This is a genomic window from Stenotrophomonas sp. Steno-Z10-BAI, assembly GCF_056393115.1.
The window spans coordinates 23,822-44,372 of record NZ_JBWJOZ010000006.1; the positions used below are offsets into that span (position 1 = coordinate 23,822).

General features: G+C 66.8%; 19 protein-coding genes. 18 read left to right on the plus strand and 1 reads right to left on the minus strand.

Annotated elements, in window-relative coordinates:
- Positions 1 to 5: 5 nt before the first annotated feature.
- On the minus strand, positions 6 to 779 hold the full coding sequence (gene map / locus AC06E9_RS14725; RefSeq protein ID WP_121041504.1) for a type I methionyl aminopeptidase: 774 nt from the start codon (positions 777 to 779) through the stop codon (positions 6 to 8).
- Between the two features lie 271 nt (positions 780 to 1,050).
- Between map and AC06E9_RS14730 the strand changes: the two genes are divergently transcribed.
- From AC06E9_RS14730 to fabZ, 18 genes are all read left to right on the plus strand, one after another.
- Positions 1,051 to 1,575 carry a Csu type fimbrial protein gene (locus tag AC06E9_RS14730; RefSeq protein WP_121041502.1) on the plus strand — a complete coding sequence of 175 codons (525 nt, stop codon included), beginning with the start codon at positions 1,051 to 1,053 and terminating at the stop codon, positions 1,573 to 1,575.
- 9 nt (positions 1,576 to 1,584) lie between these two features.
- Positions 1,585 to 2,325 carry a fimbrial biogenesis chaperone gene (locus tag AC06E9_RS14735; RefSeq protein WP_478056308.1) on the plus strand — a complete coding sequence of 247 codons (741 nt, stop codon included), beginning with the start codon at positions 1,585 to 1,587 and terminating at the stop codon, positions 2,323 to 2,325.
- A 13-nt stretch (positions 2,326 to 2,338) separates the two neighbouring features.
- Positions 2,339 to 4,684 carry a fimbria/pilus outer membrane usher protein gene (locus AC06E9_RS14740; protein ID WP_478056388.1) on the plus strand — a complete coding sequence of 782 codons (2,346 nt, stop codon included), beginning with the start codon at positions 2,339 to 2,341 and terminating at the stop codon, positions 4,682 to 4,684.
- Entirely contained in the window at positions 4,684 to 5,730 is a 1,047-nt protein-coding gene (locus AC06E9_RS14745; RefSeq protein ID WP_478050546.1) for a Csu type fimbrial protein, read from the plus strand. The genes AC06E9_RS14740 and AC06E9_RS14745 overlap by 1 nt, the downstream gene beginning before the upstream one ends.
- Positions 5,731 to 5,862: 132 nt before the next feature.
- Positions 5,863 to 6,078 carry a hypothetical protein gene (locus tag AC06E9_RS14750; protein ID WP_478056309.1) on the plus strand — a complete coding sequence of 72 codons (216 nt, stop codon included), beginning with the start codon at positions 5,863 to 5,865 and terminating at the stop codon, positions 6,076 to 6,078.
- A complete protein-coding gene (locus AC06E9_RS14755; protein WP_478056310.1) occupies positions 6,078 to 6,794 on the plus strand; it encodes a fimbrial biogenesis chaperone in 717 nt (238 codons plus the stop codon). The genes AC06E9_RS14750 and AC06E9_RS14755 overlap by 1 nt, the downstream gene beginning before the upstream one ends.
- A gap of 214 nt (positions 6,795 to 7,008) precedes the next feature.
- The gene (rpsB, locus tag AC06E9_RS14760) at positions 7,009 to 7,878 is read left to right on the plus strand and encodes a 30S ribosomal protein S2 (RefSeq protein ID WP_478056311.1); all 870 of its coding nucleotides are present in this window, start codon (positions 7,009 to 7,011) and stop codon (positions 7,876 to 7,878) included.
- A 127-nt stretch (positions 7,879 to 8,005) separates the two neighbouring features.
- Positions 8,006 to 8,884: a translation elongation factor Ts gene (gene tsf / locus AC06E9_RS14765; protein ID WP_088433310.1), complete on the plus strand. Its 879-nt coding sequence runs from the start codon at positions 8,006 to 8,008 to the stop codon at positions 8,882 to 8,884.
- Between the two features lie 192 nt (positions 8,885 to 9,076).
- Positions 9,077 to 10,576, plus strand: coding sequence for a GGDEF domain-containing protein (locus tag AC06E9_RS14770; protein WP_152151760.1), 1,500 nt, complete (start codon positions 9,077 to 9,079; stop codon positions 10,574 to 10,576).
- 133 nt (positions 10,577 to 10,709) lie between these two features.
- Positions 10,710 to 11,438 (plus strand): UMP kinase, encoded by a 729-nt coding sequence (gene pyrH, locus AC06E9_RS14775; RefSeq protein ID WP_121041486.1) that lies wholly within the window; start codon positions 10,710 to 10,712, stop codon positions 11,436 to 11,438.
- A gap of 99 nt (positions 11,439 to 11,537) precedes the next feature.
- Positions 11,538 to 12,095, plus strand: coding sequence for a ribosome recycling factor (gene frr / locus AC06E9_RS14780; RefSeq protein WP_121041484.1), 558 nt, complete (start codon positions 11,538 to 11,540; stop codon positions 12,093 to 12,095).
- 5 nt (positions 12,096 to 12,100) lie between these two features.
- Positions 12,101 to 12,871, plus strand: a complete 771-nt coding sequence (uppS, locus tag AC06E9_RS14785) for a polyprenyl diphosphate synthase (protein ID WP_121041482.1) — start codon at positions 12,101 to 12,103, stop codon at positions 12,869 to 12,871.
- Entirely contained in the window at positions 12,868 to 13,692 is an 825-nt protein-coding gene (locus AC06E9_RS14790; RefSeq protein ID WP_123728763.1) for a phosphatidate cytidylyltransferase, read from the plus strand. Before uppS ends, AC06E9_RS14790 begins: the two co-directional genes overlap by 4 nt.
- 2 nt (positions 13,693 to 13,694) lie before the next feature.
- Positions 13,695 to 14,885, plus strand: coding sequence for a 1-deoxy-D-xylulose-5-phosphate reductoisomerase (locus tag AC06E9_RS14795; protein ID WP_478056313.1), 1,191 nt, complete (start codon positions 13,695 to 13,697; stop codon positions 14,883 to 14,885).
- Positions 14,886 to 14,919: 34 nt separating this feature from the next.
- Positions 14,920 to 16,278: an RIP metalloprotease RseP gene (gene rseP, locus AC06E9_RS14800; protein WP_461770877.1), complete on the plus strand. Its 1,359-nt coding sequence runs from the start codon at positions 14,920 to 14,922 to the stop codon at positions 16,276 to 16,278.
- A gap of 73 nt (positions 16,279 to 16,351) precedes the next feature.
- Positions 16,352 to 18,718, plus strand: a complete 2,367-nt coding sequence (bamA, locus tag AC06E9_RS14805) for an outer membrane protein assembly factor BamA (RefSeq protein ID WP_478056314.1) — start codon at positions 16,352 to 16,354, stop codon at positions 18,716 to 18,718.
- Positions 18,719 to 19,061: 343 nt separating this feature from the next.
- Positions 19,062 to 20,084 (plus strand): UDP-3-O-(3-hydroxymyristoyl)glucosamine N-acyltransferase, encoded by a 1,023-nt coding sequence (gene lpxD / locus AC06E9_RS14810; RefSeq protein WP_121041474.1) that lies wholly within the window; start codon positions 19,062 to 19,064, stop codon positions 20,082 to 20,084.
- On the plus strand, positions 20,081 to 20,536 hold the full coding sequence (fabZ, locus tag AC06E9_RS14815) for a 3-hydroxyacyl-ACP dehydratase FabZ (protein ID WP_019184406.1): 456 nt from the start codon (positions 20,081 to 20,083) through the stop codon (positions 20,534 to 20,536). Before lpxD ends, fabZ begins: the two co-directional genes overlap by 4 nt.
- Positions 20,537 to 20,551: the final 15 nt, after the last annotated feature.

Genomic DNA, 20,551 nt, shown 5'->3' on the forward strand with positions numbered 1-20,551 from the left:
CATGCTCAGACCTGCGATTCGCCGGGCGAAAGGGTCAGCACGTCGACGCCGGTCTCGGTGACCGCGACCATGTGCTCCCACTGCGCCGACAACTTGCGGTCCTTGGTGACCACGGTCCAGCCATCGGGCAGCACCTTGTTGTAGCGGGTGCCCTCGTTGATCATCGGCTCGATGGTGAAGGTCATGCCGGGCTGCAGCACCAGGCCTTGGCCGGGGCGACCGTAATGCACCACCTGCGGTTCGTCGTGGTAGACCTTGCCGATGCCATGGCCGCAGTACTCGCGCACCACGCTGAAGCGCTCGGCTTCGGCATAGCTCTGGATCGCATGGCCGATGTCACCCAGCGTCGCGCCCGGCTTGACCGCGCGGATGCCGCGCCACATCGCTTCGTAGGTCGCATCGACCAGGCGCTTGGCCATGACCGACGGCGTGCCGACGTAGTACATGCGGCTGGTATCGCCGTGCCAGCCATCCTTGATCACGGTCACATCGATGTTGACGATGTCGCCGTCCTTGAGGACCTTGGCTTCGCTGGGGATGCCGTGGCAGATCACGTTGTTGACCGACGTGCAGACCGTCTTGGGGAAGCCGCGGTAGCCGACATTGGCCGGCGTCGCCTTCTGCACATTGATGATGTGGTCATGGCAGATGCGGTCCAGCTCTTCGGTCGTCACGCCCGGCTTGACGTGGGGGGTGACGATGTCGAGCACTTCGCTGGCCAGACGGCCGGCGATGCGCATCAGTTCGATTTCCTCGGGGGTTTTCAGATTCACGCTCATGGGGCCCATTATCGCCGATCCGGGGCCAATCTGAACGGGATCGGGTGGAACACCGACAGCCGCGGTTTGGGCGCAAGTTCAGTCAGGTCGATGAATGAATGAGATGGACGTCTCAAATCGCATGTTCATGCCGAAAACGGCCATCGAATCGCCCAAATCTCACGGGTTACCTACAAGACCAAACCTATAACCGGATCAACACCGTTCCATCGCGTCACCGTTCGGCAGCATCGTGTTGTTCAGCAAGGACCCGCGTCCAAGGAGCATGCCCATGCGATTTCTCCGTCCTGCCCTGTTGAGCCTGGCCCTTGCCAGCCTCGCTGCGCCCGCCCTGGCGGCCGATACCACCACCTTCAACGTCAAGATCATCATCACCAAGGCCTGCACGATCACCGCTGCAGCCGCCACGGACGTCGACTTCGGTTCGGCCCTGTCCACGGCCACTACCCCGTCCAACGCGCAGGGCACCATCACCGCGCAATGCTCGGCGCTGACCCCCTACACGATCGCCTTGAACGCCGGTTCCAACGCTGGCACCGCCAACGACGTGACCACCCGGCGCATGAAGAACACCAACGCCGCGGTCACCGCCAACAACTTCGTGGGCTACCAGCTCTACCAGGATGCCGGCCACGCCAACGTCTGGGGCGCCACGACCGGCACCAACACGGTGGCCGGGATCGGCACTGGCTTGGCCGTGCCCTACACGGTGTACGGCCAGATCGCCAACCCGAGCGTCAACAATGCCGCGACGGGTAATTACCAGGATACGGTCACCGCTACCATTTCCTACTGAGGGCAGCCCATGCCAATGACCGCACGGGCCCGCCTCCGGCGGCGCCTGGGACTGGCCTGCGTCCTGTCTGCCCTCTCCATCGGCACCGTCCCGGCCGCCAGCCTTCAGGTGGCACCGACCGGGCTGCAGCTGGGGCCCCGACAGAACGCCGACGCGCTGTGGATCAGCAACAGCGGCACCGCACCGGTGCAGGTGCAGGTGCGGGTCTACCGATGGAGCCAGCAAGGAGGCCAGGACCAGCTGACCCCGACCGACGACCTGCAGGTCAGCCCGCCGATGCAGACCCTTGCCGCTGGCCAACAGCAGCTGGTGCGGGTGGTGCGCAGCGACTCGCAGGCCCCGGCAGGACAGCTGGCCTACCGGGTGATTGTCGACGAACTGCCGACGCTGGATCCGAACCGGACCGGCATGCAGTTCGTGCTGCGCTACTCGCTGCCGGTCTTCGTCCAACCCGTCCAGGCCGCCCCTGCCAAGCTGCGGGCACGGCAGATCACCCTGGATGATGGCCGCCCGGCACTGGAAGTAAGCAACGACGGCGGCGCGTACGCGCAGTTGGCCGACCTCGCCATCGGCACTCCGGAGCGCCCGCAGACCGTACATCCGGGCCTGCTGGGCTACGTCCTTGGCGGCCAGACCATGCGCTGGCCGCTGGAGCTTTCGGCAACCCGCCTGGCGGGAGCCACCTTCATGGCCAGGATCAATGGTGAGTCGGCCCAGACACCACTGCCCGTCGCGCCACCGGCTCGCTGAGGCCTGCGCGCGGATGCTGCTCAGCGCCAGCCTGCTGCCTTGGACGATGCACGCCGCGGAGATCGGCCTGGAGGCCTCGGGCGCGTCGGGCGACGCCGTGCTGCCGGCACCGACCCCGTTGACCGCGCCGCAGACCCTGTACCTGGACGTGACCCTCAATCGCGCGCCGCGTGGCCTGCTTCCCTTCACCCAGGAACTGGGGCGGCTGTTCGCCGCGCCGGCCACGCTGCGCCAGCTCGGCTTCCCCGCGCAGGGCGACGCGGCGGTGCCACTGGACCGTCTGGCCGGCGTGGTGCTGCGCTACGACGCCTCCCTGCAGACCCTCGCGCTGGACGTGCCACTGGACCAGCTCGCATTGCCGACCACCCGGCTCGAGCGGGCACAGGAAACTACCCCGCATGCCTCCGCCTCACCCGGAGCACTCCTCAACTACGACGTTTATGGCAGCCACAGTGAGGCCGGCGGCAACCTGGCACTCACAAGCGAACTGCGGCTGTTCGGGCTCGGCAATGGCGTGCTGGAGAACAGCACTGTGCAGCGCATCTACGAGGTTCCCCGGCAAGGCTGGCGGACCGACAGCGTGCGCCTGGACACCCATTGGCAACTGGACTTCCCCGACGCAGCGCTGACCCTGACCGTCGGCGATTTCTACAGTGGCTTCGTCGACTGGAGCCGGCCGGTGCGGATGGGCGGCATCCAGATTGGACGCAACTATGGCCTGCAGCCGTATCGCCTGCTGACCCCCACCCCGACCTTCCTCGGCGAAGCGGTGGTGCCTTCCAACGTCGAGCTGTATGTCGACGGATTGCGCCAGTACAACGGCCAGGTGCCGGTCGGACCGTTCCAGCTGGCCGCACAGCCGGGCATCAACGGCACCGGCAATGCCCAGGTGGTGATCACCGATGCATTCGGCCGCATGCAGACACTGGACTTCGCCTTCTACGGCACCCAGCAGTTGCTGGCGCAGGGCCTGTCGGACTGGTCGCTGGGCGTGGGACGCATGCGCCGGGACTATGGCATCCGCTCGTTCGCCTACGAGGCGCAGACCGTGGGAAGCGGCACTTGGCGTTACGGCGTCAGCGACCGGTTCACCGCCGAACTGCATGCCGAGGGCGGTGGCGGCGTGCGCAATGCCGGCGCTGGCGGCTGGTGGCTGCTGGGCGCCGCCGGGGTGTTCAATGCCGCCTACGTTCACAGCCGCCAGGACGGCCGCGACGGCGGCCAGTACGGGCTGGGGTACAGCTGGAACAACCGCCGATTCAACGTCAACCTGTCCAGCCGACGCACCCACGGCGACTATCGTGACCTGGGTGCGCTGCAGGACAGCCTGCCTGCGCAGATCAGCGAACAGGCCACGCTGGGCGTGAACCTGGACGCGGCCGGGGCGATCAGTGCCAGCTACCTGCGCCTGCGCTACCGCGATGGTGAGGACAACCGCTACGCCAGCCTGTTCTGGTCGGCCAACCTCGGACGCCGCTGGTCCACGTACCTGTCGGTCAACCAGAACCTGGACGAGAGCAACGATCGCAGCATCTACCTGTCGCTGTCGGCCGCGCTTGGGCGCAACCGCCAGGCCAGCCTGTCCACCCAGCGCAACGGCGAGAACACCACCTACGTGGCCGACGTGTCCCAGCCGGTGCCCGGCGACGGCAGCCAGGGCGGGGTCGGTTGGCGCCTGCAGGCGCGCGGCGGCGACGATGGCGGCGGCGGCTTGGGTGAAGTGGGCTGGCTCAACCGGGTCGGACGCTACGCACTGGGGTACTCGCGCCAGGGCGACACCGATTACGGCTATGCCAGCGCCAGCGGCAGCCTGGTCTGGATGGGGGGGCACGTGTTCGCCGCACGCGAAGTGCCCGATGCGTTCGCCGTGGTCTCCACCGGCAGGTTCGCCGGGGTACCGGTACGGCTGGAAAACCGCCTGATCGGCAGCACCGACCACAACGGCCTGCTGCTGGTGACGCCGTTGCTGTCCTGGCAGCGCAACCGGCTCTCGATCGACACCCTGGACCTGCCGGCAGACATCCGCGCCGCCGAGGTCGACCGCTGGGTCACGCCGCGCCAGAGCGCCGGAATCGGCGTGGATTTCGGCCTGCGCCGCACCCACCCCCTCACCCTTGTACTGCACGATGACAGCGGCCACCCGCTGGCACCCGGCAGCGTGGTCCATCTGGCCGGGGCGCGCACGGCGATCGTCGGTTACGACGGCCAGACCTACCTGGAGGACGTGACCCTACCGCTCACCCTGCGGATCGATACCGCGCGCGGCCCATGCACGGTGGCCCTGGAGCCCCCCAGCCCCAGCGAGCCGCATCCGCGCCGACTGGGGCCGCTGCGCTGCATCGCCGGGCCATCGCCGTGATCCGCGCGCTCGCCCTGCTGCTGGTGGCCGCGCTGGCCCTGTTCGGCAGCCGCTCCGCGCATGCCGACACCAACTGCGTGGTCACCACCCCGGTCACCCTCGCGTTCGGAACCATCACCAACGGGTCTGCCAGCGTCACCAACACCACCACTACTTTCACCATCACCTGCAGCACGGCCGCCCTGAGCCTGCTGGCGACCGCGTCGGTGCGCGCCTGCCTGGGCATCGGCAACGGCAGCGGCGGCAGCGCCACCCAGCCCACGCGCAGCCTGCGCAACGCCACGACCGACACCATGGCGTTCCAGCTGTATACCAATTCCACCCGCAGCACGATCTGGGGGCTGACCCCGGGCAGCAACCCGGGCGCGCAGGTGATCGACCTCAACTACAACGTGCCGTTGCTGACCGGCGGCAGCGGCACGGTCACCGTCACCATCTATGGCCAGGTTCCGGCCGGGCAGACGCTCTCCGCAGGAAGCTTCAGCAGCAGCTTCGCCGCCGCCGACACCACGGTTCGCTTCGCCTACAACGAAGTACTGCTCGGTACCGCCTCCCCACCGCCCGCCTGCACGACCCCGGCCGGCGGCGGCGCGACCGGCAACAAGACCGTTGCCTCCGGCTTCCCGTTCACGGTCACTGCCAACGTCCTGCCGCAATGCAGTACGTATGTCACCACCGATATGGACTTCGGCAGCAATGCCGGCGCCATTACCGGCAACATCGACCGCACCTCGACCATCGGCCTGACCTGCATCAACCGCACCGCGTACACCATCGGCCTGGACAACGGCCAGCACGTGCTCGGAACGACCACCCGGCGCATGCAGCACGCCACCAATCCGAGCTACTTCATTGCCTACGAGCTGTACCGCGACAGTGGCCGCAGCCAGCGCTGGGGCAACACCATCGGGGTGGACACCGTCCCCGGCACCGGCACCGGCGGCACCCAGACGCTGACGGTGTACGGGCGGGCGCCGCCCACCTCCGGCAGCCTGCCGGCCCAGGGCAGCTACAACGATGTGATCACGGTGAACATTACCTACTGATCCCGCCTCGCCCTCAAGACCGGCGGCAGCCTGGCCGATAATGGGCAGGCCCCTTTCCTGCGATGTTCGATGATCCTGAGACGGCTCCCCCCCGCCCCGGCCTGCCTGCTCCTGCTCGCCGGATTCACGGCATTGCCCGCCACCGCGCAGTCGCAGGGCGGCCTGCGCATCCAGCTCCGCATCGTGGCCGACTGCACGGCCACGGCCCTGCGCGGGGCGCGGCCGGACTGCGCGATGCCGCACCAGCGCAGCGATGCTCCCACGCCGGTGCCCATGCAGGTGCAGGCGTTGACCCCGGTGGAACTGCTCCGCGGCGACCGGCCTGACCGGGCTACGGTGACCTACTGATGCGCGGACTTGCCGCACTTGCCCTGGCCCTGGCCCTGCCTGCAGCCGATGCGAGGGCCGTGCAGCTTTCCACCACCCGCCTGCTGCTGCCTGCCGGGCAGGCCGACGTCGATCTGTGGCTGGACAACCCCGATCCGGTGCGATGGTCCGGCCAGGCCCGGCTGTATCGCTGGGAACAGGAAGAAAACGACGAGCGCCTGCAGCCGGCCGAGGACGTGGCGCTGAGCCCGTCCTTACTGGACATCGCGCCTGGCCAGCGGCAGCGCCTGCGCGTGGTCCGGCTCGGCGCCGCCCCCGAACAGGTCCAACAGGCGTATCGGCTGGTCATCAGCCCGGATCCGGCGCTGCCTGCGGCGACGGCCCCGCGCTACTCGTTGCCGGTGTTCCTGGACCCGCTTCAAGCACCCGCGGTGGCACCGGCACTGCAGGCACGGCTCCAGCCGGGCCTGGCCGCGCACGTGCAGCTTTACAATGGTGGCGCGCGCCACGCCCACGTGGCCGACCTGGTGTTCGTCGACCGCACTGGGGCCCGCCAGGTGGTGATAGGGGGCCTTGCCGGCTATGTGCTGCCCCGCCAGACGCGGACCTGGGCGCTTCCCTTCCGCCCCGATCAGTATGTTGGCGGCCACTTCCAGGCCCGCCTGGACCACGCAGCAGAGGCTGCCCTGCCCGCCGCCGCGCCCGAGATTGCAGCCCCGGCCCAGGCCGGGCTATAATCGACCGGATCTCCTGCCTCATCGAAGCAGGGAACACGTCAACACCGGACGTCACCGGTGAATCCACACCTGCCGCCCATATCCGTGCCGGGGTGCTCCGCAAGGAGTTCGGTCACGGAAGCGACAGGGAAGCCAAACCCCGGAACCTCCCGCCTCACGGCGGACCGCCCAACTATTACCCGTGGCGGCCGGTTCCCTATCAGGAGTTACTGCAATGCCCCAGGTCACCATGCGTCAGATGCTGGAAGCCGGCGTCCATTTCGGCCACCAGACCCGTTACTGGAACCCCAAGATGGGCCAGTACATCTTCGGCGCCCGCGGCAAGATCCACATCATCAACCTGGAAAAGACCGTTCCGCTCTTCAATGACGCGATGAACTTCATTTCCAGCGTTGCGCAGAAGCGCGGCACCATCCTGTTCCTGGGCACCAAGCGCAGCGCCCGCGAGTCGATCCGTGAAGAAGCCGAGCGTTGCGGCATGCCCTTCATGAATCAGCGTTGGCTGGGCGGCACCCTGACCAACTTCCGTACCGTGAAGCAGTCGGTTGCCCGCCTGAAGGAACTGGAAGCCGGTGAGACCGACGGCAGCTTCGACAAGCTGGTCAAGCACGAAGTGCTGGGCCTGCGTCGCGAGCGCGACAAGCTGGAAGCCTCGCTGGGCGGCATCAAGGACATGAACCGTCTGCCCGACGCGATCTTCGTCATCGATATCGGCCACGAAGACATCGCCATCAAGGAAGCCAAGAAGCTCGGCATCCCGGTGATCGCTGTTGTCGATACCAACTACAACCCGGAACTGGTCGATTATGCGATCCCGGGCAACGACGACGCCATCCGCGCTGTGCAGCTGTACGCCCGCGCCGCTGCCGACGCCGTGCTGGAAGGCAAGGCTGCTGCGCCGCACGCCGCCACCGTCCGCGAAGAAGAGTTCAGCGAAGCCGCTGCTGGCGAAGAAGCCAAGCCGGCCCGCCGCGCACCGGCCAAGAAGGCTGCTGCTCCGGCTGCTGCTGCTCCGGCTGCTGCCGCTCCGGCCGCTGAAGCCCCGGCGGCCGACGCTCCGGCCGCTGGCGAAGCCCAGGCCTGATCCAGGCCCGCGGTGGGCGCAGCGCGCCCACCGCTCCTGTCCGCTGCCGTTGGCGCGACGACAGGACACCTGTCACACGGGCCGGCCACCATGCCGGCCCAACCCCTTTCTTTCGTGAGGAAATCCCGTGGAAATCACTGCTTCCCTGGTCAAGGAACTGCGCGAGCGCACTGGCGCCGGCATGATGGAGTGCAAGAAGGCACTCGTCGAAAACGGCGGCAACATCGACGCCTCGGCCGAATGGCTGCGCAAGTCCGGCCTGGCCAAGGCCGACAAGAAGGCTGACCGCGTGGCTGCCGAAGGCATCATCGTGGCGGCCCAGGACGGCGGCAAGGCCGTGCTGGTCGAAGTCAACTCGGAAACCGACTTCGTCGCCAAGGACAGCAACTTCCTGGACTTCACCAAGGCGGTTGCTGCCACCGCGCTGAGCTCGGGCGCTGCCGACATCGACACCCTGAAGGCCGCCAAGCTGCCGTCCGGCGAGACGATCGAAGAAGCCCGCGCTGCCGTCATCGCCAAGGTCGGCGAGAAGGTCGACGTGCGTCGCATCGTGCGCCTGGAATCGACCAACAACGTCGCTGCCTACGTGCACGGCGGCCGCATCGGCGTGCTGGTTGAACTGGCCGGCGGCAACGAAGAGCTGGCCCGTGGCCTGGCCATGCACGTGGCTGCCATGAACCCGCCGCACAACAAGGCCGCCGATGTGCCGGCCGAGTTCGTTGCCAAGGAAAAGGAAATCGAACTGGCCAAGATGTCCGACAAGGACAAGTCCAAGCCGGCCGATATCCTGGAAAAGATCATCAGCGGCAAGATCGCCAAGATCGTCAACGAAGTGACCCTGTACGGCCAGCCGTACGTGCTGGACACCAACCAGTCGGTCGAGCAGGTCCTCAAGGCCGCCGGTGCCGATGTGGTCGGCTTCCAGCGCCTGGCGGTCGGCGAAGGCATCGAGAAGGTGGTGGAAGATTACGCCGCCGAAGTGATGAAGCAGGCCGGTCTGGCCTGATCTTCACCGCTTGAATGTGTTACGAAAGAAGCCGCGGACTCCGCGGCTTCTTTTTTTTGTCCATTGGCTTTGCTTTGTGTGCCGGATCAGGGCAATACTCCCAAACCGATCTGCCGCGTCAACGCAAGAAATCAAGGACGAAACTGTGATGTACCTCAGGTATTCTTGCCCCAACACACTGAAAAGCCCGCCATGCCTCCCGAGCTGACAGCCGCCCTGGCGCTCTGCCGCAACCTGCCCTCCCCGCCCGGTATTGCCCTGCGCATCATCGAACTGGCGCAGGATCCGGAAGCGGACATCACCACCGCCGCCGACATCATCGCCATCGACATGGCGCTGAGTGCCCGCATGCTGCGCATCGCCAATTCACCGCTGTATGCCAGCCGCCGGCGCATCGAGAACCTCGGCCAGGCACTGACCATGCTCGGCCTGAATGCCACTGTCAGCCTGGCACTGGGCTTCACCGTCACCCAGAACCTGACCGCGGCCGGCGACGGCCAGGACCTGCGCGAGCGCGCGTGGCGCCGCAGCATCCTCAGCGCGCTGGCAGCCAGCCTGCTCGGCCAGGCCCGCGGCCTGCGCAAAGCCGAGGAACTGATGCTGGCCGGCCTGCTGCAGGACATCGGCGTGCTCGCCCTCGCCCAGGCGCAGCCGGAAACCTATCTCCCGCTGCTGCGCCAGGCGGCCGACAACGACGCCCTGGTCGCACTGGAGCGCGAACACCTGCAGTGCAGCCATGCCGATGTCGGGGCGTGGGTGGCCGAGGAATGGGGCCTGCCCCGCTACCTGGTGGACAGCATCGCGCACAGCGAATCGCCTGCCACCGGCGACGACAATTTCCAGAACTGCGTCGCCCTGTCCGGCGCCGTGGCCGATATCTGGCTCGGCACCGATGCCGATGCCGCCCGCGAACACGCCCTGCAGCGCGTGCACGACACCCTCGGCCTGGACAGCGCCCAGTTCGACCAGGTGCTGGCCCGCATCGGCGAATCGCTGCCGGATATCAGCACCCTGTTCGAGACCCCGCTGTTCTCGCCCTCGCGCGTGCAGCAGCTGATCGACCATGCCCAGGAGCTGGCCACGCTGCGCAACCTGCGCGAGATGCAGGACGCCGCCCTGGCCCGCCAGCGTGCGGATGAATTCGAGGCGCGCGCCAATCGGCTGGCCGAGCAGGCCCACCGCGATGCACTGACCGGGGTGCTCAACCGCCGCCAGCTCGAAGCCGTGCTCGAACAGGAATTCCTGCGCGCCACCCGTCATGGCTGGCCACTCTCGGTCGCCTTCATCGACCTGGACGATTTCAAGAAGATCAACGATGCCCACGGCCACCTCATGGGTGACCAGGTGCTGCGCATGTTCGCCACCAAGCTGCAGGAGCAGTTGCGCAACAGCGATACGGTGGCCCGTTTCGGCGGCGAGGAATTCATCGCGCTGCTGCCCAATACCACCGAGCCGGTCGCACTGGAAGTGGTCCGGCGGGTACTTGCCACGATCGTCAACACACCGATGGCCGAAGCGGCCGGTGGCCCACTGTTCGTGACCTTCTCCGCCGGCGTGGCCACCCAGGGGGGCTACGAGCGTTTCGCCGATGTTCAGGACCTGCTGAAAGCCGCCGACGACGTGCTGTACCGCTCCAAGAACCTGGGCCGCAACCGCGTCATCGCGCGCTCGCCCAGTACCGCGCCGGCCTGAGCCCGACCCGCGCGCGGCGTCGTGATCGGGGCCGTCGCAGCGCCTGCCTACGCCGCAGTGCAGCAAATTTATGCTGCCCGATGGCCCGGCTTCCAGTAGAATCCGGGCGTTTTCCACGCATCCAGAGATCGCCATGTCAAAGCTCGCCTATCGCCGCATCCTGTTGAAAGTTTCCGGGGAGGCGCTGATGGGAGACGAGGACTACGGCATCGACCCCAAGGTGATCCACCGCCTCGCCCGTGAGGTGATGGAAGCGCAGGCCGCCGGTGCCGAAGTGGCCCTGGTGATCGGCGGCGGCAACATCTTCCGCGGTGCCGGCCTGGCCGCAGGCGGCATGGACCGGGTGACCGGCGACCAGATGGGCATGCTCGCCACCGTGATCAACGCGCTGGCCATGCAGGACGCCCTGGAGAAGCTGGGCGCCAAGGCCCGCGTGATGAGCGCGATCAAGATCAACGACGTCTGCGAGGATTACATCCGTCGCCGCGCCATCCGCCATCTGGAAAAGGGCCGCTTGGTGATCTTTGCCGCCGGCGTCGGCAGCCCGTTCTTCACCACCGATTCCGGCGCGGCCCTGCGTGCGATCGAGATCGGCGCGGACCTGCTGCTGAAGGCCACCAAGGTGGACGGCGTGTACGACAAGGATCCGAACAAGTACAGCGATGCGGTCCGTTTCGACAGCCTGACCTACGACGAAGTGATCCGTCGCGGGCTGGAAGTGATGGATACCGCCGCCTTCGCGCTGGCCCGTGACAGCGATCTGCCGCTGCGCGTGTTCGACATGGGCCAGCCGGGCGAGCTGCTCAAGATCCTGCACGGCGACAACATCGGCACCCTGGTGCAGGGCCGCGACAACACCTGAGCCTGAGCGGCGCCCCACACCGGGCGCCCTGAACGGCCCGGCGAAGCCCCTTCTTCGCCTATAATCGCCCGATTCCCAGTTACATCCAGGATTCGGGCGATGCTCAACGAAATCAAGCAGGACGCGCAGACGCGCATGGCAAAGAGCATCGATGCTCTGAAGCACACCCTCACCTCCATCCGCACCGGCCGTGCTTCCCCGGCCCTGCTGGATCGCATCACCGTCAAGGCCTACGGCACCGACACCCCCTTGAACCAGGTCGCCTCGATCAGCGTCTCCGAGGGCCATTCTCTGGTCATCACGCTGTTCGACAAGGGCATGATCAAGGACGTGGAAAAGGCGATCTATGCCTCCGACCTCGGCCTGACCCCGAACGTGGCCGGCACCGTCATCCGCCTGAACCTGCCGCCGCCGACCGAAGAGCGCCGCAAGGAGCTGGGCAAGCAGGTGCAGAAGGAAGGCGAAGGCGCCAAGATCGCCATCCGCAACATCCGCCAGGACGCCAACAAGGCGATCGCCACCCTGATCAAGGACAAGGCGATCAGCGAAGACGACAAGAAGCGCGGCGAAGACGACATCCAGAAGCTGACCGACAAGTCCATCAAGGACGTCGATAGTGTTGTCGCCGAGAAAGAAAAGGAACTGATGGCGGTCTGAGCCCTATGTCCCAGGCCCCGACCAGCAGTTCCGACGCGCCCGTGCCGCGCCATGTTGCCATCATCATGGATGGCAACGGGCGTTGGGCGCAGAAGCGTCGTCGCCCGCGCGTGATCGGCCATCGTGCCGGTGCGCGCGCGGTCAACCGCACCATCGATTTCTGCCTCGACCACGGCATCGCCGCGCTGACCCTGTTCGCCTTCTCCAGTGAAAACTGGGGCCGGCCGAGCGATGAGGTCGACGCGCTGATGAAGCTGTTCCTCAATGCGCTCGACCGCGAAGTGGACGAGCTGCATCGCCGTGGCGTGCGCGTACGTTTCATCGGCGAGCGTGAGCGCTTCGGCGCCGGGCTGGTCAGCCGCATGCAGCTGGCCGAACAGCGCACCGCCGGCAACCGTGCGATGACCCTGAGCATCGCCGCCAGCTACGGCGGCCGCCAGGACATCGCCCGCGCCGCGCGCGAGCTCGCTGCCGAGGTCGCGGCCGGTCGCCTGCTGCCCGAGCAGATCGACGAAGCGATGCTCAGCAGCCGCGTGGCCCTGGCCGACCTGCCACCGCCGGACCTGTTCATCCGCACCGGTGGCGATACCCGCATCAGCAATTTCCTGCTCTGGCAGCTGGCCTATACCGAACTGTGGTTCACCGACGTACTGTGGCCCGAGTTCGACGCCGCCGTCCTGCAGCAGGCGTTCGACGCCTATGCCGCGCGTGAACGCCGTTTCGGCCTGACCAGCGCCCAGATCGCCGCCTTGGCCACCGAGACCTCTTCCCCATGACCAAGACCCGAGTCATCGCCGCGCTGATCATGGCGCCGGTCGCCATTCTCGCCATCCTGATGCTGCCCACCCAGTGGCTGGCCGCCGCCGCCGCCGCCGTGTTCCTGATCGGGCTGTGGGAATGGCTGAAGCTGGCCGACGTCGAAGACACCCTCGCCCGCACCGTCCTGCTGGTGCTGAACCTGGTGCTGATGGTGCTGATCGTGTGGGCCGATGCAGGCTCGCTGGTGCTGTACCAGATCGCCGCGCTGGTCGGCATCGGGTGGTGGCTGCTGGCGCTGCTGTGGCTGCGCTTCTTCAACTTCGGCGCCAGCCCGAGCAGCCCGGCGCGTGCGCTCAAGCTGCTGGCCGGCACCCTGGCGATCGTTCCGGCCTGGGCCTCGCTGGTGCTCATCCATGCCAGCGGTGACAACGGCCACCTGTGGCTGCTGACCGCGCTGGCCGTGGTCTGGGCCGCCGATTCGGGCGCCTACTTTGCCGGCCGCACCTTCGGCCGCACCAAGCTGGCCCCGCGCATCAGCCCCAACAAGACCTGGGAAGGCCTGGGGGGCGGCATGGTCGCCGGCCTGATCGTGGCGCTGGGCTTCGGCTGGCTGGCCGGCATCGACAGCGGTCACCTGGTCGGCCTGGTCATCACCGCCGTGGTCACCGTGTTCGCCTCGGTGCTGGGCGATCTGTACGAGAGCCTGATCAAGCGCCACGCCGGTGCCAAGGATTCGGGCCATATCATTCCGGGCCATGGCGGCGTGCTCGATCGTATCGACGGCGTGCTCGCCGCCCTGCCGGTGTTCGCACTCGGCAAGGAAATCTTCGGGTTCTAACCATGGCCAGCGCTTCCGCCCCCCGCCAGGTCGCCGTCTTCGGCGCCACCGGTTCGATCGGCGCATCCGCGCTGGACGTGATCGCGCGCCATCCGGACCGCTACCAGGTCACTGTGCTGGCCGCCGGCCGCCAGGTCGATGCGCTGGTCGCGCTGTGCGCCGTGCACCGCCCCGCGCATGCCGTGATTGCCGATGAATCGCGGTATGCCGCCCTGCGCGACGGTCTGCGTGACGCTGGCCTGGCCACCCAGGCCCATGCGGGCGCTGCGGCGCTGGATCAGCTGGCCGCCAGTGATGCCTGCGACACCCTGGTCGCCGCCATCGTGGGGGCCGCCGGGCTGTCCTCGACCCTCGCCGCGGCAACCGCCGGCAAGCGCATCCTGCTGGCCAACAAGGAATCGCTGGTGCTGGCCGGCGAACTGCTGATGCGCCAGGCCGCGGCCGCCGGGGCCGAGATCATTCCAATCGACAGTGAGCACAGCGCGATCTTCCAGTGCCTGCGCTCCCGCGATGCGAGTCTCGATGGGGCCGGCGTGCGCCGGATCATCCTGACCGCCTCCGGTGGCCCGTTCCGTGGCCGCAGCCGTGAGCAGTTGGCCCAGGTGACCCCGGCCCAGGCCGTGGCCCACCCGAAGTGGTCCATGGGCCCGAAGATCTCGGTCGATTCGGCGACATTGATGAACAAAGGGCTCGAAGTCATCGAAGCCCATCATCTGTTCGGCGTGCCCGGCGAGCGCATCGACGTGCTGGTCCACCCGCAGAGCCTGGTGCATTCGCTGGTCGAATTCGTCGATGGCTCCACCCTGGCCCAGATGGGCCTGCCGGACATGCGCACCACCCTGGCCGTCGGCCTGGGCTGGCCGCAACGGATCGAATCCGGGGTCGGCGGGCTGGATCTGCTGACCCAGGGGCGGCTGGATTTCGAAGCCCCGGACACCGAGGCCTTCCCGTGCCTGAAGCTCGCCTGGCAGGCGATGGCCGCCGGTGGCACCGCCCCGGCGATCCTCAATGCAGCCAATGAAGTCGCGGTTTCAGCGTTTCTTCAGGGGCGGGCAGCTTTCCTTGCCATTCCAGCGCTGGTCGCTAACGCTCTGTCAACACTGTCGAGCGAGTCCGCCGATACACTGGAGGGCCTGCTGACCGCCGATCAGCGCGCCCGCCAGATCACCCAAGCCGCCATCGACCACGCCTGAATGCCCCATACGCCCCCTTACAGTGCTGATCACCATGGGTGATTTCATCGGATCCGTCTGGTGGATGATCGTCAGCCTTGGCCTGCTGGTGACATTCCACGAGTTCGGCCATTACTGGGTGGCCCGCCGTTGCGGGATCAAGGTGCTGCGCTTCTCTGTCGGATTCGGCAAGCCGCTGTGGTCGCGCCGCAACCGCGCCGGCACCGAATTCGCGATCGCCGCCATTCCGCTGGGCGGCTACGTGAAGATGCTGGACGAGCGCGAGGTGGAAGTGCACCCGGCCGAGCGCGGCCAGGCCTTCAACCACAAGACCGTGTGGCAGCGGATCGCGGTGGTCGCCGCCGGTCCGGCCGCCAACCTGATCCTGTGCATCGCCCTGCTGTGGGCGATGTTCGTGATCGGGAAACAGGATTATTCGGCCACCATCGGCCGCACCACCGGCATGGCCCAGACCGCCGGGCTGCAGGCCGGCGACCGTGTGGTCAAGGTCGATGGCCGCAGCGTGGCCACCGCCGGCGAGGCCAGCATGGCGCTGACCACTGCGGCGATGGATCGTCACGATGCCAACGTCGAGGTCCTCGACGGCCTGGACCAGGTGCGCACCCGCACCCTGCCGCTGTCGCAGCTGCCGGCCGGCTTCGATGAACGCCGCGTGCCCCAGCTGACCGGGTTGAGCTGGCAGTTCTGGCTGCAGCCGGCGCTGGTCGACAAGGTACTGCCCGACGCGGCTGCCCAGGGCGTGCTGGTGCCGGGCGACCTGATCGTGGCCGTGGACGGCCAGCGCATCGAAGGTGCCGACCAGGTGCCGGCGCAGATCGCCGCGCTCGGCCAGCGTGGCGGCCCCGGCATGATCGACGTCCTGCGCGGCGGCGAGCGGCTGGCGCTGGAGATCACCCCCCGCCAGGGCGTGGACGGCCGTGGCCAGCCGACCTGGCAGATCGGCATCGGTTTCCCGGAGACCCACGCCCCGGCCTACGACGCCGAACTCAAGTTCGGGCCGTTTGCGGCAGTGCCGGTAGCCCTGCGCGAAACCGCCCGGATGGCGGGCGATTCCCTGGGGATGATGCGCCGCATCGTCACCGGCAACGCCTCGCTGCAGAACATCTCCGGCCCGGTCACCATTGCCCGGGTCGCCAATGTCTCGGCCAAACGCGGCCTGGATTGGTTCCTGTATTTCCTGGCCCTGCTGTCGCTGAGCCTGTGCATCATCAACCTGTTGCCCATCCCCATCTTGGACGGCGGGCACCTGCTGTATTACCTTATCGAGTTGGTCAAGGGCAGCCCGCTGAGCGAGCGCGCCATGGCTGCCGGGCAGTATGTGGGCCTGGCGCTGCTGGCCGGGCTGATGGGATTGGCGTTCTACAACGACATCCTCGGCCTGGTCCCGCGATGAACTTTTTTCCTTTTGTCGTCGTCTTATGCGCCGGCATCCCGCAATGTTGAAATCGACTCCAACCGGACGTGACATGACGCGACTCCCCAATCGCCGCCTGCTGGCCCTCGCACTCGTTGCCGGTTTCGGCGCGCCCGCCCTGGCGCAGGCAGCCGAGCCCTTCACCGTCAGCGACATCCGCGTGGATGGTCTCCAGCGCATCACCTCCGGTACCGTGTTCACCTACCTGCCGGTGGAACGTGGCGACACGATCACCGACAACAAGGTCGGTGAGACCATCCGTGCGCTGTACAAGACCGGCTTCTTCGAAGACGTCCAGCTCAACCGCCAGGGCGACATCCTCGTGGTCACGGTCAAGGAACGCCCGGCGATCAACAAGTTGACCGTCACCGGCAACAAGGACATCAAGAGCGACCAGCTGCTCAAGGGCCTGAGCGACATCGGCCTGACCGAGGGCGGCACCTTCGACCGCCTGAGCCTGGACCGGGTGACCCAGGAACTGCGCCGCCAGTACAACGACCGTGGCAAGTACAACGTGGACATCACCCCGACGGTGAGCCCGCTGGACCGCAACCGCGTGGACATCGCCATCGCGATCAAGGAAGGCAAGGCCGCCAAGATCCAGCACGTCAACCTGGTCGGCACCGAGAAGTTCCCGGCCAAGGACATCCTGGAAACCTGGGAATCCAAGGAGCACAACTGGGCCTCGTGGTACCGCCGCGACGACCAGTACTCCAAGGAAAAGCTGTCCGGCGATCTGGAAAAGCTCAACGGCTGGTACCTGGACCGCGGCTACGTGGATTTCAGCATCGATTCCACCCAGGTCTCGATCAGTCCCGACAAGCGCGACATGTTCATCACCGCCGGCGTGACCGAGGGTGAGCAGTACAAGATCTCCGAGATCAAGGTCACCGGCGACACCATCCTGCCGCAGGAAGATGTCGAGCGCATGGTGATCCAGAAGTCCGGCGACACGTTCTCGCGTGCGCTGCTGGAGTTCAGCTCGGACCAGATCACCAATTCGCTGTCCAACATCGGTTACGCCTTCGCCAAGGTGAACCCGATCCCGACCAGCAACCGTGCCGACCGCACGGTGGCCATCAACATGCAGGTCGTTCCCGGCCCGCGCGTGTCGGTGCGCCGCATCACCTTCAAGGGCAACACCCGCACCTCCGACGAAGTGCTGCGTCGTGAAATGCGCCAGTTCGAGAACAGCTGGTACTCGCAGGCCGCGATCGACCGCTCCAAGATCCGTCTGCAGCGCCTGGGCTACTTCGAATCGGTCGACGTGGAAACGCCGCCGGTCACCGGCAGCAACGACCAGGTCGACGTGGTCTACAACGTCAAGGAAACCACCTCGGGCAGCTTCGTGTTCGGCCTGGGCTATTCGCAGTCCTACGGCATGACCACCTCGGTGCAGCTGTCGCAGAACAACTTCCTCGGCGGCGGCAACCGTGTGTCGGTCGAAGCGTCGCGCAGCAGCTACCTGCAGCGTTACGGCTTCAGCTATACCAACCCGTACTTCACCGATGACGGCGTCTCGCTGGGCTACAACCTGTCCTGGCGCGAACTGGATTACTCCGACTTCAACACCGCGCAGTACAACAGCACCAATGGTGCCGCGCAGGTGGTGTTCGGCGTGCCGATCACCGAGAACGACACCGTCTCGCTGATGGTGGGCATCGACAGCAACCAGATCACCACGTACCAGGGGTCGACCCCACAGGCGATCATCGATTACATCGATGCCATCGGCCAGCGCACGTTCCATTCCTGGCGTACCGAGCTGGGCTGGGCGCGCGATACCCGCAACGACTACTTCATGCCGACCCGCGGTACCTACCAGCGCGTCGGCCTGGAAACCACGCTGCCGGGTTCGACCGTGGAGTACTACAAGCTGAACTATCAGTTCTCCAAGTACTGGCCGATCATCCCGCAGCTGGTCATCAACACCCGCGCCGAAGTCGGCTACGGCGACAGCTACGGCAATGACACCACCCGCGTGATCACCAACCCGGATGGCAGCACCCGCGTGGTGACCGCCGCTGGCCTGCCGTTCTACGAGAACTTCTACGCCGGTGGTACCAACTCGGTGCGTGGTTTCGAGGACAACACCCTCGGCCCGCGTTCGGAACCGACCCTGAGCTACAACCGCGGCCAGCCGCTGGGTGGCTCGCTGAAGACCGTTGGTTCGGTGGAAGCCTACTTCCCGCGCCTGTTCGACAGCCCCTCGGCCCGCATCTCGGCCTTCGTGGACTTCGGCAACGTGTACACCGGCGTGGACAACTTCAAGGCCAACGAACTGCGCGTGTCCACCGGTGTGGCCCTGCTGTGGCGCGCCCCGGTCGGCCCGATCTCGATCAGCTACGCCTTCCCGCTCAAGAAGGAAGACGACGACGAAGTCGAGCGTCTGCAATTCACGTTCGGCGGTCAGTTCTGACCGCCTAACGTGAATTGCCCAAGGTTTGCGCAGCAAACCTTGGGGCCCAACGATTCCTCCTATCCCCCGCGCCGTCGGCGCGGCCCCCTTAACAGAAGGGGGCCTCTCCAACAGACGCGGTACGCATTCGCCGGGCTTTGCCCGGCGTTTTCGTTTCTGGGTCAGGCCAGCGGCCGGCACTACCCTGCCGCGCTCGCGCTGAACCGTCGGGGGTCGTGGCGGGCTGCCCGCCATGACCCCGCGCGATGGCAACCAAAGCGCCGGAGCCACAGCAAACCGACACACCCACCCCAAAACCCCCGCCCCGCATGACCGTTTCGGCATCACACGGTAAACTCCCCCGGTGAACACTCCTACCTATACCGCCCAGCAACTCGCCGAGCAGTTTGGCCTGCAGGTCCATGGTGATGGCAGCACCGCCATCCATGGCGTGGCTACGCTCGCCCATGCCGGCCCCGGCCAGCTCACCTTCCTGGCCAATCCGCGCTACCGCGCGCAGCTGGCCGACAGCCAGGCGGCCATCGTCGTGCTGCGCGCCGAGGATGCCGAGGCCGCGCCCGGCGCCGCCCTGGTCGCCAAGGACCCGTACACCACCTTCGCCAAGATCGCCGCCCTGTTCGATATCGCACCGCCGCGCGCCCCGGGCATCCACCCCAGCGCCTGCATCGATCCGGACGCCCAGGTCGCCGCCAGTGCCCACATCGGGCCGTTCGTCACCATCGGCGCGCGCAGCGTCGTCGGTGAGAACTGCATCGTCGGCCCCGGCAGCATCATCGGCGAAGACTGCACCCTGGAAAACGGCTGCGAACTGATCGCCCGCGTGACCCTGGTCACCCGCGTCAAGCTCGGCAAGCGCGTGCGCATCCATCCCGGCGCCGTGCTGGGTGCCGATGGCTTCGGCCTGGCCATGGATGCCGGCCACTGGATCAAAGTGCCCCAGCTCGGCGGCGTGCGCATCGGCGACGACTGCGAAATCGGCGCCAACACCTGCGTGGATCGCGGCGCGCTGGAAGACACCGTGCTGGAGAACGACGTGCGCCTGGACAACCTCGTGCAGGTCGCCCACAACGTCCAGATCGGCGCCCACTCGGCCATCGCCGGCTGCACCGGCATCGCCGGCAGCGCCAAGATCGGCCGCTACTGCCTGCTGGGCGGCGCCGTCGGCGTCGTCGGTCACCTCGAAATCTGCGACAAGGTCGTCATCACCGGCAAATCGGTGGTGCGCAACTCCATTCATGAGCCGGGCGAGTATTCCTCCGGCACCCCACTGACCGACAACCGCACGTGGCGTAAAAATGCCGCGCGCTTCAAGCAGCTCGATGCGCTCGCCCGGCGCATCCTGTCTGTGAGCAAGGAGAAAGAATGAGCAACAACCAGAATCTGCCGGACATCAACCAGATCCAGCAGTTGATCCCGCACCGCTACCCGTTCCTGCTGGTGGACAAGGTGATCTCGCTCGATTTCGAGAACCGGAAGATCGTCGCCACCAAGAACGTCAGCATCAACGAGCCGTTCTTCCAGGGCCACTTCCCGGGCCAGCCGATCATGCCCGGCGTGCTGATCATCGAAGCCATGGCCCAGGCCGGCGGCGTGCTGACCCAGCTCACCCTGGGCCGCGATGCGCAGTCCAAGCTGTTCTACATGGTGAAAGTCGACAAAGCCCGCTTCAGCAAGCAGGTCGTGCCCGGCGATGTGCTGGAAATGCACGTGGAGATCAAGCGCGTGATCCGCAACATGGCGGTGTACGACTGCGTGGCCAAGGTCGATGGCGAAATCGTCGCCTGCGCCGAAGTGCTGTGCGCCGGCACCCGCGAATGATCCAGGCAGGAGATC

Bases quoted from the DNA above. Each gene is read 5' to 3' on its own strand.
- AC06E9_RS14795 (WP_478056313.1), top strand. From the start codon at position 13,695: ATGGCCAGCGCTTCCGCCCCCCGCCAGGTCGCCGTCTTCGGCGCCACC.
- frr (WP_121041484.1), top strand. From the start codon at position 11,538: ATGCTCAACGAAATCAAGCAGGACGCGCAGACGCGCATGGCAAAGAGC.
- uppS (WP_121041482.1), top strand. From the start codon at position 12,101: ATGTCCCAGGCCCCGACCAGCAGTTCCGACGCGCCCGTGCCGCGCCAT.
- fabZ (WP_019184406.1), top strand. From the start codon at position 20,081: ATGAGCAACAACCAGAATCTGCCGGACATCAACCAGATCCAGCAGTTG.
- AC06E9_RS14755 (WP_478056310.1), top strand. From the start codon at position 6,078: ATGCGCGGACTTGCCGCACTTGCCCTGGCCCTGGCCCTGCCTGCAGCC.
- AC06E9_RS14740 (WP_478056388.1), top strand. From the start codon at position 2,339: ATGCTGCTCAGCGCCAGCCTGCTGCCTTGGACGATGCACGCCGCGGAG.
- AC06E9_RS14790 (WP_123728763.1), top strand. From the start codon at position 12,868: ATGACCAAGACCCGAGTCATCGCCGCGCTGATCATGGCGCCGGTCGCC.
- AC06E9_RS14730 (WP_121041502.1), top strand. From the start codon at position 1,051: ATGCGATTTCTCCGTCCTGCCCTGTTGAGCCTGGCCCTTGCCAGCCTC.
- map (WP_121041504.1), bottom strand. From the start codon at position 779: ATGAGCGTGAATCTGAAAACCCCCGAGGAAATCGAACTGATGCGCATC.
- AC06E9_RS14735 (WP_478056308.1), top strand. From the start codon at position 1,585: ATGCCAATGACCGCACGGGCCCGCCTCCGGCGGCGCCTGGGACTGGCC.
- AC06E9_RS14770 (WP_152151760.1), top strand. From the start codon at position 9,077: ATGCCTCCCGAGCTGACAGCCGCCCTGGCGCTCTGCCGCAACCTGCCC.
- pyrH (WP_121041486.1), top strand. From the start codon at position 10,710: ATGTCAAAGCTCGCCTATCGCCGCATCCTGTTGAAAGTTTCCGGGGAG.
- rseP (WP_461770877.1), top strand. From the start codon at position 14,920: ATGGGTGATTTCATCGGATCCGTCTGGTGGATGATCGTCAGCCTTGGC.
- bamA (WP_478056314.1), top strand. From the start codon at position 16,352: ATGACGCGACTCCCCAATCGCCGCCTGCTGGCCCTCGCACTCGTTGCC.
- rpsB (WP_478056311.1), top strand. From the start codon at position 7,009: ATGCCCCAGGTCACCATGCGTCAGATGCTGGAAGCCGGCGTCCATTTC.